Source organism: Streptomyces sp. NPDC001002, from assembly GCF_053599215.1.
The window spans coordinates 29,262-42,639 of record NZ_JBSFLV010000084.1; the positions used below are offsets into that span (position 1 = coordinate 29,262).

The window sequence follows — 13,378 nt, forward strand, 5'->3', positions numbered from 1 at the left end:
GACGGATCAGGAAACGGCAAGGCAGCCGGCTATGGCGCCGAGGTGCGGCGGCGCCGGATGGCGGCCGGTCTGACCCAGGACGCGCTGAGTACGAAGGTCAAGTACGACAAGGCCCACATCAGTCGCGTCGAGAACGGCCGGGCACCGGGCAGTGCCACTCTCGCCCAGGCCCTGGACACGTACTTCGGCACCGACGGCCGGCTCATCGCCCTCCACGAGCGGGAAGTCGTACGCAGCGGCCGTAAGCTCCCCACCCCCCGCAGCCCGGAAGGCGATTGTCCGTTCCGCGGCCTCGCCGCCTACACGGCCGCCTGGGCTCATCTCTACCGCGGTCGAGGCGCTGCCGTCGGCGCCCTGATCGAGGGTCTCGACCGGCGGGCTCCCGACCAGGGCCCCTATGTCGTGGTGGCGCCGTCCGGCGCGGGCAAGACCTCGCTCCTCAAGGCGGGACTCATGGGCGCCCTCGCGGCCGGCCGGCTGCCGGGCTCACAGGACTGGCCGGTCATCGAACTCACCCCGGGCGAGCAGCCGTTGGACCGGCTCGCGCAGGCTGTCACCGCCCGCCTGCGCACCGACCCCGACCGCACGCTCGCCGCTGTACGCTCATCCGCCGGGGACTTCGCCGACCTGCTGCGTGCGGCGGACCCGCGACCGGGGGAGCGGCCGGCCGAACGGCCCTACCGGACCCTGGTCCTCGTCGACCAGTTCGAGGAGGCGTTCGCGCAGTGCCAGGACCCTGGGCAGCGGCGGGCCTTCTTCGACCTGCTGTGTGAGCTGACCGCGCTCCGTGACGGCGCGGGCGAACCCGTCGTCCTCGTGGTGCTCGGCATGCGCGCCGATTTCTACGGCCGTTGCCTGACCCACCCCGGGCTCACCGCTGCCCTGCGCGCGGCTCCCTTCCTCCTCGAACCTATGACGGAGGTGGAACTGCGGGAAGTGATCACCGAGCCCGGCGAGGAGGCCGGCCTGGTCGTCGACGACGCGCTGGTCGAGGTCCTGCTGCACGAACTGGGCGCGTTGTCCGATCCGTTCGCCGACGACGAGGGCTGCGCGCCGGGTGCGCTGCCCCTGCTCTCCCACGCGCTCCGGGTCACCTGGATGCACCGCGAGGGCAACCGCCTCACCGCCGCCGCCTACCGCAAGTCCGGTGGTATCCGACGGGCCCTCTCCCTCTCCGCCGACCAGGTCTACGGGCAACTCGACGCCCGTGGGCAGCGCATCGCCGAGCATGCCTTCGTGCGCCTCGGCCGCCGTGACGACCTGCACGACACCACCCGTCGGCGCATCAGCCGTGCCCGGCTGCTCGACCTGCTGCCGGGCGACGAGGCCGAAGTCGCCGCCGTCCTGGAGGCGTTCGTAAGGGAGAGGCTGCTGACCGTCCACGCCGAACCCGGCGGCGAGGTCACCGTCCAGGTCGCCCACGAGGCGTTGCTCGCGTCCTGGCCCCTCGTACGACAGTGGATCACGCACGACCAGTTGATGGGCAGGGTCGGCCGGGGGCTGTCCGAAGCGGCCGTGCAGTGGCAGGACGCCCGACGCGACCATGCCCTGCTGCTGGCCGGCGCTCAACTGGCTGACTCCGTCCGTTGGGCGGACGAGCACGAGGACGAACTCGGCCCGCTGCCGAGGGAGTTCCTGGCGGCGAGCCGGGAGCGGGAGCGGCGGCGGGTGCGGCGGCGGCGGTGGGTGCTTCAACTGCTGGCTCTGGGGATCGCCCTGGTGGTGCTGGCTGCTGTGGTCGTCGTCATGAGCGCGAAGCAGCGGGCGACGGAGACGGAGGAGCGGACCTCCCATGCCAAGGCGCTGGCCAACCAGGCGTCCGCCCTGGGGGAGAGCAATCCCGAGGCATCCATGCGACTGGCCGCGGCCGCGTACGAGGAGGACCGATCGGCGGACAGCCGAGGTGCCCTCCTGAGCAGTGCGTCGATGATCTGGAACAGCCGGATCATCGACGCGGACACTCCGGTATCCGCACTCACCTGGGCGAAGGACGGCACCATCGCGTGGGGTGGTGACGACGGGGACATCCGAGAGTGGCGGCGGTCCCAGGACCCGACGGCCGCACACGTGCGATCCCGTAAACGCCCCTCAATCACGGCGGGCCAGGTCGACTCGCTCTCCTTCAGCGCGGACGGGAGGCAGTTGGCCGCGGGTTACGACGACGGATCGGTGTGGCTGTTCGGCGGCAAGGGACCGGCCCGGCCCCTGCTCCGGGGAGGTGGCGATCCCGCCGACGAGGACGCCGACATGCGCGTCGCGTTCTCGCCCGACGGAAGCCGTCTGGTCACCGCGGGCGGCGACGGGCGGATCCGGATGTGGCGGATGCCCCAGGCCCGCCTCGACTGGACCGCCGAACCCGGGGGCGAGGACGCGCCGGGCCCGATCCGAGCCGTCGCGTTCACCGACGACGGCCGCACTCTCGCGACGGGCGGCGGCAGCGACAAGTCGGGCACGGACCAGTCGTTCCGCAGCGTCCTGCTCTTCGACACCCGCAGAGGTCGGACCGTCGCACGGCTGCACGACCATCCGACGCGCTCGGTGCGCGCCCTGGCCTTCACCGCAGACGGCCGCGAACTGGTCGGCGGCGGCTTCGACGGCACCGTACGCGTCTGGGACGTCCGCGCCGAGCGGCGGATCCGTACGTACGAGACGCACACCGATTCCGTCATGGACGTGGCGGTCGGCCGCGACGGCACCCTGGTCAGCGGTTCGCAGGACAACACGGCTCAGGTCCGCGATCTCGGTCGGCCCGCCGACCTGCCGATCACCCTGATGGGCAACGCGGGTCCGGTCAACGCCGTCGCCCTGTCTCCGGACGGGGCGACCCTGGTCACCGGGGGAGAAGACGGGACGCTCCGGCTGTGGCGGCTGGCCGACAGCCCGGTGCGTACCGGCGCCAAGGCCTTCACCGCACTTGGCGGCTTCCGCGACGGCTACGCGACCGGCGACAGCGCGGGCACCGTCAGTCTCTGGGACGGCCGGGCCCGAAAGCCACGGCTCACCTGGCGGGCGGCCGAGGGCGAGATCACGGACCTCGCCTACAACCCGTCCGGCAGCCTCCTCGCCGTGACGAGCATGGACCACACGACCACCGTCTGGCGCACGGACACCGGCGAACGGCTGACCGAGCTGCCCAGGTCCGGGCGTGAGGTCCTGGCCGTCGCCTTCGACGGCACCGGCACCCGTTTGGTGACCGGGGGTTGGGACGACTACTTGCGGGTCTGGAACCTGAAGACCCGGCGCCTGCTGGCCTCCCGCAAGGCGGAGAACGTATGGGGCATCGCCCTCACCTCCGCGCGTGGCGGTCTTCTCGCCTCCAGCGGACAGGACCGAACCCTCACCCTGCGCACTTGGCCCGGCTTGAAGGTGGTCAGCCCCTACCCCCGCATCAGTCCCGACTCCGTCTTCGACGTCGCCTTCGATCCCAGCGGCCGGCTGCTCGCCTCGGCGGGCCGGGACCACGTCGTCGAGATCTGGGACACGCACACCCGCAAGACCGTCGCCCGACTGTACGGACACACCGCCCCGGTCCTGCGGGTCGCCTTCTCGCCGGACGGCAGGCGGCTGGTCAGCGCCTCGCGGGACGGTTCGGTACGGGTCTGGGAGCGCGCCGCCGATGGTGCCTGGCAGCCGTACGCCGCCCTGCGCGGTCCCGTCGGTGAGGTGCGCGGTGCCGTGTTCACGCCGGACGGCCGGGCCGTGCTCAGCGCCAACGAGGACGGCACTCTGCGCCGGTGGGACCTGGATCCGGCCCGGGCCCTGACCGGGATCTGCAGGCTCCTGGGGCCGGGAAGCCTGGACGGGTGGCGGGCGTTCGACGGCTCGGGCGCCGACACCCGCCCCTGTCGGTGAGCGGGGGCGGACAGGTTGCCTGTGTGTCGCCTGTGATGGCAACGCGGCAACCTCGCCCTTTGCCCCGAACGGCTCGGTCCCGCGGCTACGTTGAGTGCGCCGCCCCGGACTCCCGGAGAGCGCCTCACCCTGTGACGACCGGCTGAAATGAGCCCTGCGATGTCCCATGCCCCCGACCCGGACCCCGGGATCTCGGATGTCCCGCCCCCGAGTTCGTCCCGCGCCAGGCCGTTCCGCCGACGCAAGGCCTTCCCGCTGTTCCTTCTGCTGATCACGGTCGGCACGGTGGTCGCGGCCACGGTGTCTCCCGTGTCGGTGCAGGCTCTGGCCGCGGCGGTCAGCTCGCTCTGCGCGCTCTGGCAGTTGGTGCGGAGCGGAAACCGGGACAGCCGGTGACGCGAACGGGCCGCCGGATCTTCTCCGACGGCCCGTTGCACAGGTAAGCCCACCAGCTAGTGCGAGGTCCCCGCCGTAGCCGGCGGCAGTTCCACCTCCACGCCCGGGTCACCCGCATCCGCCGTATAGTCGCCCGGCTGCGTCTCGTCCACGCCCTCCGGGGCCTTCAGTGCCTTCAGGGCGAAGGTCAGGACCACCGTCACCACCACGTTCAGGACGAACGCCGTGAGGCCGATGTAGCCGATCTCGCCGATGCCCGGGATCTCCTTGGAGGAGCCGCCGAAGTGCTTCTGGGTCGGGGAGGCGACGCCGTACGCGGCGGCCGTGCCGTAGATCATGCCGACCGCCCAGCCGGCGAGCAGCGCCCAGCGGTGGAACCAGCGGGTGAACAGGCCGCCGACCAGGGCCGGGAAGGTCTGCAGGATCCAGATGCCGCCCAGCAGCTGGAAGTTGATGGCTACCGTCTTGTCCATGGTGAGGACGAAGACCAGGGCGCCCACCTTCACCAGGAGGGACACCAGCTTGGAGACCTTGGTCTCCTGGGCCGGGGTCGCCTCCGGGTTGATGAAGTCCTTGTAGATGTTGCGGGTGAAGAGGTTGGCGGCCGCGATGGACATGATGGCCGCGGGCACGAGCGCGCCGATGCCGATCGCCGCGAAGGCCACGCCCGCGAACCAGTCCGGGAACATGTCCTCGAACAGCTGCGGGATCGCCAACTGCCCGTTGCTGACCTTGACTCCGGCCGCGATGGCCATGAACCCGAGCAGCGCCAGCAGGCCGAGCATCAGCGAATACAGCGGCAGGATCGTGGTGTTGCGCCGGATCACCTCACGGCTCTTGGAGGAGAGCGTCGCGGTGATCGAGTGCGGGTACATGAAGAGCGCCAGCGCGGAGCCCAACGCCAGGGTGGCGTACGTCCATTGACCCGCCTCGGCCGGCGCGAGGGCGCCGCGCGGTGCGCCGGTCGCCGGGTTGGTCTGCGCGAACGCCTCGCCGGCCTTGGCGAAGATGTCGTCGAAGCCGCCCAGCTTGATCGGGATGTAGATGATCGCGACCGCGATGACGATGTAGATCAGCGTGTCCTTCACGAACGCGATCAGCGCGGGCGCGCGCAGCCCCGAGGAGTAGGTGTACGCCGCCAGCACGCCGAAGGCGATCAGCAGCGGGAGGTCCTTCACGAACCAGTTGGTGTCCTCGCCGCCGCCGACGCCCATCACGTCCAGGACCGCCTGGATACCGACGAGTTGGAGCGCGATGTACGGCATCGTCGCCAGGATGCCGGTGACGGCCACCGCGAGCGAGAGGCCCTTCGAGCCGAACCGGCCGCGCACGAAGTCGGACGTCGTCACATAGCCGTGCTTGTGCGAGACCGACCAGAGGCGGGGCAGGAAGGTGAAGATCAGCGGATAGACGAGGATCGTGTACGGCACCGCGAAGAAGCCGGCCGCGCCGGCCGCGTAGATCGCCGCCGGGACCGCCACGAACGTATACGCCGTGTAGAGGTCGCCGCCGAGCAGGAACCAGGTGATCCAGGTGCCGAACGACCGTCCGCCCAGGCCCCATTCGTCGAGGCTGGCCTCGTTCTCGGCCCGGCGCCAGCGGGCCGCCAGGAAGCCGACGACCGTGACGGCCACGAAGAAGAAGATGAAGACGGCGAGCGCTACGCCGTTCACGCCGTCGTTCACTTGGCGGCACCCTTCGTGCGGGCGCGCTGGTCACGCTGCCACAGCTGGTACGCGGTCATGGTCAGCGCGGTGGAGATGAGCACCCACAGCATCTGGTACCAGTAGAAGAAGGGGATGCCGATGAACGTCGGGTCGATCTTGGCGTACGAGCCGACCCAGAGCATCGCCACGAACGGGGCGATCAGACAGAGGGCGATCACCACGCGGACCGGTGTCACCACCGGCGGTTTCACTTCGGGTACATCTGACATTCCGCGGCTCCGTCCCCTCACTGGCCACCAGGGATCGCCTGTGATCACCTGGGTAACGCGCAGGCAATGTAGGTCACGGTGTCACGGATGCGGAAGACCTCGTCCGCATATCGGTATGTCGATTCTGTGAAAGCCCGACAGATGGCCCAACAGGGGCCCGTACGAGGCCCCCGCACGCTCCTCAGCAGCAGCGGAAGCCCTGCCTGGGGTCCGCCTCCTGACGGTCCGTGCGCATCCGCTCGAACTCCCGCCGGGACGGCAATGCCGCGTCCGGATGGTCTTTCCGTACGTGCGTGACGTACCGGTCGTAGGCCGACTCGTCGGTCAGCTCACGCACGTACCAGCGCACTCCTCTAATCGCCCGGCGCAGCGGTACCGACGGCCGCACGGCGTTCCTCCTCCTTCTCGGTCCGGGTCGGGAACAGGCCGGCCGGGGCGGTGAGCTTCGACTCGACGTACGGCGACTCGCTCAGCGTGGACAGGGCCGGGCGGCGGACATGGCGGACGCAGACGCGGGCCGCGTCCGCGATCACGACGATGATCAGGACCGCCAGGACTGCCGTGAGGACGCCGTCCACCGTGGAGTTGGTGACCACGGTGTGCATGTCGTCCATGGTCTTGGCGGGCGGCAGCACCTTGCCGGAGTCGATCGCGTCCTGGAAGACCTGGCGCTGCTTGAAGAAGCCGACCCGCGGGTCGCTGGAGAAGACCTTCTGCCAGCTCGCCGTCAGCGTGACCGTGGCGTCCCACGCGAGCGGAATCCCGGTGATCCAGGCCCACTTGAGGCGGCCGGACTTGACCAGCAGGGTGGTGCAGACGGCGAGGGCGACCGCGGCCAGGAGCTGGTTGGAGATGCCGAAGATCGGGAAGAGCTGGTTGATCCCGCCGAGGGGTTCGTGGACGCCGACCCAGAGGAAGTACCCCCAGAGCGCGCACACGATCGCGCTCGTCAGCGCCAGGCCGGGCTTCCAACTCACGTTCCTGAACGGCCGATACAGGTTCCCCAGCATGTCCTGGAGCATGAACCGGCCGACCCGGGTGCCGGCGTCGAGCGCGGTCAGGATGAACAGCGCCTCGAACATGATCGCGAAGTGGTACCAGAAGGCCCGCAGGCTCCCGCCGGTGACCTTGGAGAAGATCTCCGAGACACCGACGGCCAGCGTGGGCGCGCCGCCGGTGCGGGAGAGCAGGCTCGACTCCTCGACCCGCTGCGCCGCCCGGGCGAGCGCGTCCGGCGAGATCTGGTAGCCCCAACTCCCCACCACCTGCGAGGCGTTCTGCACGGTGGTGCCGATGACCCCGGCCGGCGCGTTCATCGCGAAGTACAGACCGGGGTCGATGATGCTCGCCGCGAGCAGCGCCATGATCGCGACCGAGGACTCCATCAGCATGGAGCCGTAGCCGATCATCCGGACCTGCGTCTCCTTCTGGATCATCTTCGGCGTCGTACCGCTGGAGATCAGCGCGTGGAAGCCTGACAGCGCCCCGCAGGCGATGGTGATGAAGACGAAGGGGAAGAGCGAGCCGGCGAAGACCGGGCCGTTGCCGTGCTTGGCGAAGTCGGTGACGGCGTCCATCTTCAGCGTCGGCAGGGCGATGACCACGCCGAGGGCGAGCAGCGCGATGGTGCCGATCTTCATGAAGGTGGAGAGGTAGTCGCGGGGCGCGAGCAGCATCCAGACCGGCAGGATCGAGGCGATGAAGCCGTACGCGACCAGCCAGACCACCAGGGTCGAGGGCGCGAGGGTGAAGGTGTCGGCCCACGAGGACTCGGCGACCCAGCGCCCCGCGACCAGGGCGAGCAGCAGCAGGCCCACGCCGATCAGGGAGACCTCGGCGATCCGGCCGGGGCGCAGGACCCGCAAGTAGAAGCCCATGAGCAGGGCGATGGGGATGGTCATGCCGATGGAGAAGGTGCCCCACGGGGAGGCGGCGAGGGCGTTGACGATGACCAGGGCCAGCACGCCGAGCAGGATGATCATGATGGCGAAGGCGGCGATCAGGGCCGCCGCGCCGCCGAAGGGGCCGATCTCCTCGCGGGCCATCTGCCCCAGCGACCTGCCGTCGCGGCGGGTGGAGAAGAACAGCACCACCATGTCCTGGACGGCGCCGGCGAAGACCACCCCGGCGATGATCCAGATCGTGCCGGGCAGATAGCCCATCTGCGCGGCGAGCACAGGACCGACCAGCGGGCCCGCGCCGGCGATCGCGGCGAAGTGGTGGCCGAGCAGGACGCGCCGGTCGGTGGGGTGGAAGTCGATGCCGTTGTCGAGGCGTTCGGCCGGGGTGGCCCTCGTGCCGTCGACCTTGAGCACCTTCTGCACGATGAACTTCGCGTAGAAGCGGTAGGCGATGGCATACGTGCCGAGGGCGGCGGCGACCATCCAGGCGGCCGAGACGTCCTCGCCCCGGGAGAGCGCCAGCACGGACCAGCCGGTGGCACCGATCAGCGCGACAAGGGTCCAGATGGCGATGGAGCGGACGTTCGCGGTACGCACTGGGATGTCCTCCCGTCCATGCGGCGACGGGAGGAACGTAGAGCAGGAAAGGGAGTTGCGCTACACCGCGTGCACCACGCGGTGTGCGCTGTCGCAAGTCGCGACCGGCTCAGTGGCGCGAGTTGGCGAGTTACCCGTTCGGTCTGTCGAGTTACCGGTTCAGTCCTGCGGGCGCTTGAGGCGGGCCACGAACTTGTAGCGGTCGCCGCGGTACACCGACCGCACCCACTCCACCGGCTGCTCGTCCCGGTCCAGCGAGTGGCGGGAGAGCATCAGCATCGGCAGGCCGACGTCGGTGCCGAGCAGGCCGGCCTCGCGCGGGGTGGCCAGCGAGGTCTCGATGGTCTCCTCGGCCTCGGCCAGGTGGACGTCGTAGACCTCGGCCAACGCCGTGTACAGGGACGTGTACTTGACCAGCGACCTGCGCAGGGCGGGGAAGCGCTTGGCGCTGAGGTGGGTGGTCTCTATGGCCATCGGCTCGCCGTTGGCCATGCGCAGCCGCTCGATGCGCAGCACCCGGCCGCCGGTGGTGATGTCCAGCAGGTCGGCGAGCCGGTCGTCGGCGGTGATGTAGCCGATGTCCAGGAGCTGCGAGGTGGGTTCGAGGCCCTGGGCGCGCATGTCCTCGGTGTACGAGGTGAGTTGGAGCGCCTGCGAGACCTTGGGCTTGGCGACGAAGGTGCCCTTGCCCTGGATCCGCTCAAGGCGTCCCTCGACGACCAGTTCCTGAAGGGCCTGGCGGACGGTGGTGCGCGAGGTGTCGAACTCGGCCGCGAGGGTCCGCTCGGGCGGCACCGGCGTACCGGGCGTCTGCGTCTCCGTCATGTCGAGCAGGTGTTTCTTCAGGCGGTAGTACTTGGGCACGCGCGCGGTACGGACGGTCGCCCCACCCTCGTTCTCCGCACTGCTGACGTCGGTGCTCATGCTCTGCCTTCCCGGCTCCGGATGCGGCTCGTTTCGTGATCCCCTCTGTATACCGTCGCCACCTGTTTTGGTCTAGTCCACAGAGCCAAGTGGTCTAGCGGAGGAGCGTACTCCGGGGCCAGGGTTTTCGCTGCCTTCTTACTTAAAGGTTCCTGCATATGTAGGTCCCATAACGGCTGGTCAGGGCGGTTTCGAGCACCCTTGACAGGGCATCTGGTCTGGTCCAAGCTCCCGGTACTGGTCTACACCACTGGTCCAGGTCCCGGCCTAACGCGATGCGGGGAGGCCAGGGGGGTTTGTGGCATCCCTGAGGAGGGTGGCGTGAAGCGCAAGCTGATAGCCGCGATCGGTATCGCGGGAATGATGGTCTCCATCGCGGCATGCGGGGACAGTGACAGCAAGGACAAGGGGTCGGACAGCGCGGACGTCAAGTCGCTGACCGTCTGGCTCACCGTCGACGCGCAGAACAACTGGCCCGAGCTGGTGAAGGCCGCCGACGCGGCGATCGTGAAGAAGCACCCCGGCATCAAGATCAAGCACGAGTACTACGGCTGGCCGGACAAGAACACCAAGCTCGACGCGGTCCTGGCCACCGACAAGGTGCCGGACGTGGTCGAGATGGGCAACACCGAGATGCTGTCCTACATGGTCAAGGGCGCCTTCGCCCCGGTGGACGCGGCGAAGTTCGACAACTCCTCCGCGTGGCTGGACGGCCTCAAGGCCTCGGTGGAGTACCAGGGCAAGACCTACGGCGTGCCGTACTACGCGGGTGGACGCGTCGGCAACTGGCGCAAGGACCTGTTCGCCTCGGTGGGCGTCAAGGCCGCGCCGAAGACGTACGCGGAGCTCACCTCCGCGCTGGACAAGGTGCAGAAGAAGGAGGGCGACAAGTTCTCCGCCTGGTACCAGCCCACCCGTGACTGGTACGCGGCCATGTCCTACGTCTACGACGCCGGCGGCTCCATCGCCAAGGAGGACGGCGGCCAGTGGAAGGCCAACCTCTCCTCGCCGGAGTCCATCAAGGGCCTCACCGAGTTCAAGAACGTCATCGACAAGTACATGCACGGTGACAAGACCAAGGACGAGTCCGACCGTTACATCGTCTACGGCCAGGGCAAGTCCGGCATGATCTTCGGCGCGGCCTGGGAAGGCGCGACCGCGGCCGACCCGAAGAACGACAAGACCGGCAAGCTCAAGGACAACCTCGAGAACTTCGTGATGCCCGGTCCGTCCGGCAAGAACATGCCGGTCTTCCTGGGCGGCTCCGACCTCGCTATCCCGGTGAAGTCGAAGGCCCAGGGCGTCGCCGCCGAGTGGATCAACGCCTTCACCGGCACCACCGGCCAGAAGGGCCTGATCGCCAAGGGCAACCTGCCCAACAACAAGACCGACCTCGCCCCCCTGAAGTCCGACCCCGCCACCGAGGTCCCGGCCACCGCGGCCGAGTCCAGCTGGTTCGTGCCCATGGCACCCGGCTGGGGTCAGGTCGAGAAGGCCCAGGTCCTGCAGACCATGCTGCAGAGCATCGGCACCGGCAAGAAGTCGGTCGAGGACGCCGCTAAGGAAGCGGACGCCGCGATCGACAAGGTCATCAACACCAAGTGACCTGAGAGCAGGGCCTCGTCCGGGGGACGGGGCCCTGCTCCTCGTACGACCTGAGGGACCGCTGAGGAGCGCGCGATGAGTGCCGCAGACACGACCACCCCTGCCAAGGTGCCGACCCCGCGCCAGGCACCACCACCGGACGTACCGGACCGGCCGAGGAGAAAGCGGACGAACGGCGGAGCCGGGACGCCGTGGCTGCTGCTCGCGCCCTGCCTGCTGATCCTCATCCTGGTCATGGGGTATCCGCTGGTCCGCCTGGTCACCCTGTCGTTCCAGAAGTTCGGGCAGTCCCAGCTGTGGGGCTTCCAGCCGGCCGAGTCGGTCGGGTTCGACAACTTCACCAACGTGCTGAGCGACGGCGAGTTCTGGCAGGTCGTCCTCCGTACCGTGATCTTCGCGGCCGGCTGCGTCATCTTCACGATGGTCGCCGGCATGCTGATCGCGCTGCTGTTGCAGAAGGTCTCCGGCTGGGTGAAGACCCTGGTCAACATCGCCCTGGTGGCAAGCTGGGGCATGCCGATCATCGTCGCCACCACCGTCTTCAAGTGGCTCTTCGACGCCGACTACGGCGTCCTGAACGCGATGCTCAGCAAGCTGCCCGGCGTCGAGCTGATCGGCCACAACTGGTTCGCCAGCGGACCGCAGGGCCTCGCCGTGATCATGCTCCTGGTGGTCTGGGGAGCCGTCCCGTTCGTGGTCATCACGCTGAGCGCGGGTCTGACTCAGGTCCCCAAGGAGCTGGAGGAGGCCGCCCGCCTCGACGGCTCGGGCGCGTTCAGCGTCTTCCGCTACGTCACCCTGCCGATCCTCAAGCCGATCATCGTGATGCTCACGACCCTGTCGGTCATCTGGGACATGGGCGTCTTCCCGCAGGTCTTCGTGATGCGCAACGGCCACCCCGAGCAGGAGTTCCAGATCCTGACCACCTACTCCTACGACCGTGCCTTCGTCGTCAACGACTACGGGCAGGGCTCGGCGATCGCCCTGATCACCGTCGTACTGCTGCTGGGTGTGGTCGCCGTGTACATGCGCCAGATGCTCAAGATCGGAGAGGTCGAATGAGCGCCATCGCTTCCGCGGGCCGCCGCCGCAACCGGCAGGGCCGGTCGAAGGCCGGCTGGAACATTCTCGGCCTCCTGGTCTTCCTCGTCGCGGGCTTCCCCGTCTACTGGATGATCAACACGGCGATCAAGCCGGCCAAGGACGCCATCGACCCGGACCCGAGCCTGCTGCCCACCGGCTTCACCCTGTCCAACTTCGACCGCGCGCTGGACATCGCCGACTTCTGGGGCCCGGTCGGCCGCAGCCTCATCGTCTCCCTGACGGTCGTCGCGATCGGCATCGTCGTCGGCCTGCTGGCCGCGCTCGCCATCTCCCGGTTCGCCTTCCGTGGCCGCAAGATCGTGATCGTCGGCATCCTCGCGGTGCAGATGGTCCCGCTGGTCGCCATGATCATCCCGGTCTTCCTGCTGCTGAACGACCTGGGTCAGTACGACAAGCTCTCCGGCCTGATCCTCACCTACCTGACCTTCATCCTGCCCTTCACGGTGTGGACGCTGCGCGGCTTCATCGTCAACATCCCCAAGGAGCTGGAGGAGGCCGCGATGGTCGACGGCTGCTCCCGCACCGGCGCCTTCGTCAGGGTCGTCTTCCCTCTCCTGGCCCCCGGCCTGGTCGCCACCTCGGTCTACGGCTTCATCCAGGCCTGGAACGAGTACCTCTACGCCCTGATGCTGCTCAGCCAGGAGAAGCAGACGGCGACCGTCTGGCTCGGCAACTTCACCACGAAGCACGGCACCGAATACGCGCCGATGATGGCCGGCGCCACCATGATGGCCGTGCCGATCGTGGTCCTCTTCCTCCTCGTCCAGCGCAAGATGGCCGCGGGTCTCACCGCTGGCGCCGTGAAGGGATAACGCCCCCCGATGACGACTCTCGCCCACGGCGCGGACACCCTGACGCGCGATGCCCTGACCGTCCTGCAGCCCGGCTTCACGGGCACCACCGCGCCCGACTGGGTGCTGCGCAGGCTCGGTGAAGGCCTCGCCTCCGTCGGCCTGTTCGGCCGCAACATCGCCACCCCCGAGCAAGTCACCGCGCTGACGGCCCAGTTGCGCGCCGAACGCGACGACGTGCTCGTGGCGATCGACGAAGAGGGCGGCGACGT

At 68.9% G+C, this 13,378-nt stretch carries 10 protein-coding genes and 1 pseudogene; 6 read left to right on the forward strand and 5 right to left on the reverse strand.

The window, feature by feature from the left end; all coding sequences use genetic code 11:
• Nucleotides 1-42 precede the first annotated feature (42 nt).
• The gene (locus ACWDR3_RS31230; protein WP_450355929.1) at nt 43-3,852 is read left to right on the forward strand and encodes an nSTAND1 domain-containing NTPase; all 3,810 of its coding nucleotides are present in this window, start codon (nt 43-45) and stop codon (nt 3,850-3,852) included.
• Between the two features lie 159 nt (nt 3,853-4,011).
• Nucleotides 4,012-4,248: a hypothetical protein gene (locus ACWDR3_RS31235; RefSeq protein ID WP_450355921.1), complete on the forward strand. Its 237-nt coding sequence runs from the start codon at nt 4,012-4,014 to the stop codon at nt 4,246-4,248.
• Nucleotides 4,249-4,304: 56 nt separating this feature from the next.
• Here ACWDR3_RS31235 and mctP read toward each other — a convergent pair whose 3' ends face one another.
• The 5 genes from mctP to ACWDR3_RS31260 all read right to left on the reverse strand — a co-directional run bounded on the left by mctP (nt 4,305) and on the right by ACWDR3_RS31260 (nt 9,606).
• Nucleotides 4,305-5,933 (reverse strand): monocarboxylate uptake permease MctP, encoded by a 1,629-nt coding sequence (mctP, locus tag ACWDR3_RS31240; RefSeq protein WP_450355922.1) that lies wholly within the window; start codon nt 5,931-5,933, stop codon nt 4,305-4,307.
• Nucleotides 5,930-6,184, reverse strand: coding sequence for a DUF3311 domain-containing protein (locus ACWDR3_RS31245; protein ID WP_450355923.1), 255 nt, complete (start codon nt 6,182-6,184; stop codon nt 5,930-5,932). Before ACWDR3_RS31245 ends, mctP begins: the two co-directional genes overlap by 4 nt.
• A gap of 181 nt (nt 6,185-6,365) precedes the next feature.
• Nucleotides 6,366-6,554 (reverse strand): YbdD/YjiX family protein, encoded by a 189-nt coding sequence (locus tag ACWDR3_RS31250; protein ID WP_450355930.1) that lies wholly within the window; start codon nt 6,552-6,554, stop codon nt 6,366-6,368.
• Nucleotides 6,538-8,682, reverse strand: a complete 2,145-nt coding sequence (locus ACWDR3_RS31255) for a carbon starvation CstA family protein (protein ID WP_450355924.1) — start codon at nt 8,680-8,682, stop codon at nt 6,538-6,540. Before ACWDR3_RS31255 ends, ACWDR3_RS31250 begins: the two co-directional genes overlap by 17 nt.
• Before the next feature lie 159 nt (nt 8,683-8,841).
• Nucleotides 8,842-9,606 carry a GntR family transcriptional regulator gene (locus ACWDR3_RS31260; protein ID WP_123997833.1) on the reverse strand — a complete coding sequence of 255 codons (765 nt, stop codon included), beginning with the start codon at nt 9,604-9,606 and terminating at the stop codon, nt 8,842-8,844.
• 321 nt (nt 9,607-9,927) lie between these two features.
• Between ACWDR3_RS31260 and ACWDR3_RS31265 the strand changes: the two genes are divergently transcribed.
• From ACWDR3_RS31265 to ACWDR3_RS31280, 4 genes and pseudogenes are all read left to right on the forward strand, one after another.
• Complete coding sequence (locus ACWDR3_RS31265; RefSeq protein ID WP_450355925.1) at nt 9,928-11,211, forward strand: extracellular solute-binding protein; 1,284 nt, start codon at nt 9,928-9,930, stop codon at nt 11,209-11,211.
• 75 nt (nt 11,212-11,286) lie between these two features.
• Complete coding sequence (locus ACWDR3_RS31270) at nt 11,287-12,273, forward strand: carbohydrate ABC transporter permease (protein WP_450355926.1); 987 nt, start codon at nt 11,287-11,289, stop codon at nt 12,271-12,273.
• Complete coding sequence (locus ACWDR3_RS31275) at nt 12,270-13,127, forward strand: carbohydrate ABC transporter permease (protein ID WP_450355927.1); 858 nt, start codon at nt 12,270-12,272, stop codon at nt 13,125-13,127. Before ACWDR3_RS31270 ends, ACWDR3_RS31275 begins: the two co-directional genes overlap by 4 nt.
• Before the next feature lie 9 nt (nt 13,128-13,136).
• Nucleotides 13,137-13,378 (forward strand): annotated as a pseudogene (locus ACWDR3_RS31280) (glycoside hydrolase family 3 protein); the annotation flags it as partial.

What these genes read in the sequence shown, in the direction of transcription:
- ACWDR3_RS31270 (WP_450355926.1), top strand. Translation starts at nt 11,287, where the DNA reads ATGAGTGCCGCAGACACGACCACCCCTGCCAAGGTGCCGACCCCGCGC.
- ACWDR3_RS31235 (WP_450355921.1), top strand. Translation starts at nt 4,012, where the DNA reads ATGTCCCATGCCCCCGACCCGGACCCCGGGATCTCGGATGTCCCGCCC.
- ACWDR3_RS31260 (WP_123997833.1), bottom strand. Translation starts at nt 9,606, where the DNA reads ATGAGCACCGACGTCAGCAGTGCGGAGAACGAGGGTGGGGCGACCGTC.
- ACWDR3_RS31275 (WP_450355927.1), top strand. Translation starts at nt 12,270, where the DNA reads ATGAGCGCCATCGCTTCCGCGGGCCGCCGCCGCAACCGGCAGGGCCGG.
- ACWDR3_RS31245 (WP_450355923.1), bottom strand. Translation starts at nt 6,184, where the DNA reads ATGTCAGATGTACCCGAAGTGAAACCGCCGGTGGTGACACCGGTCCGC.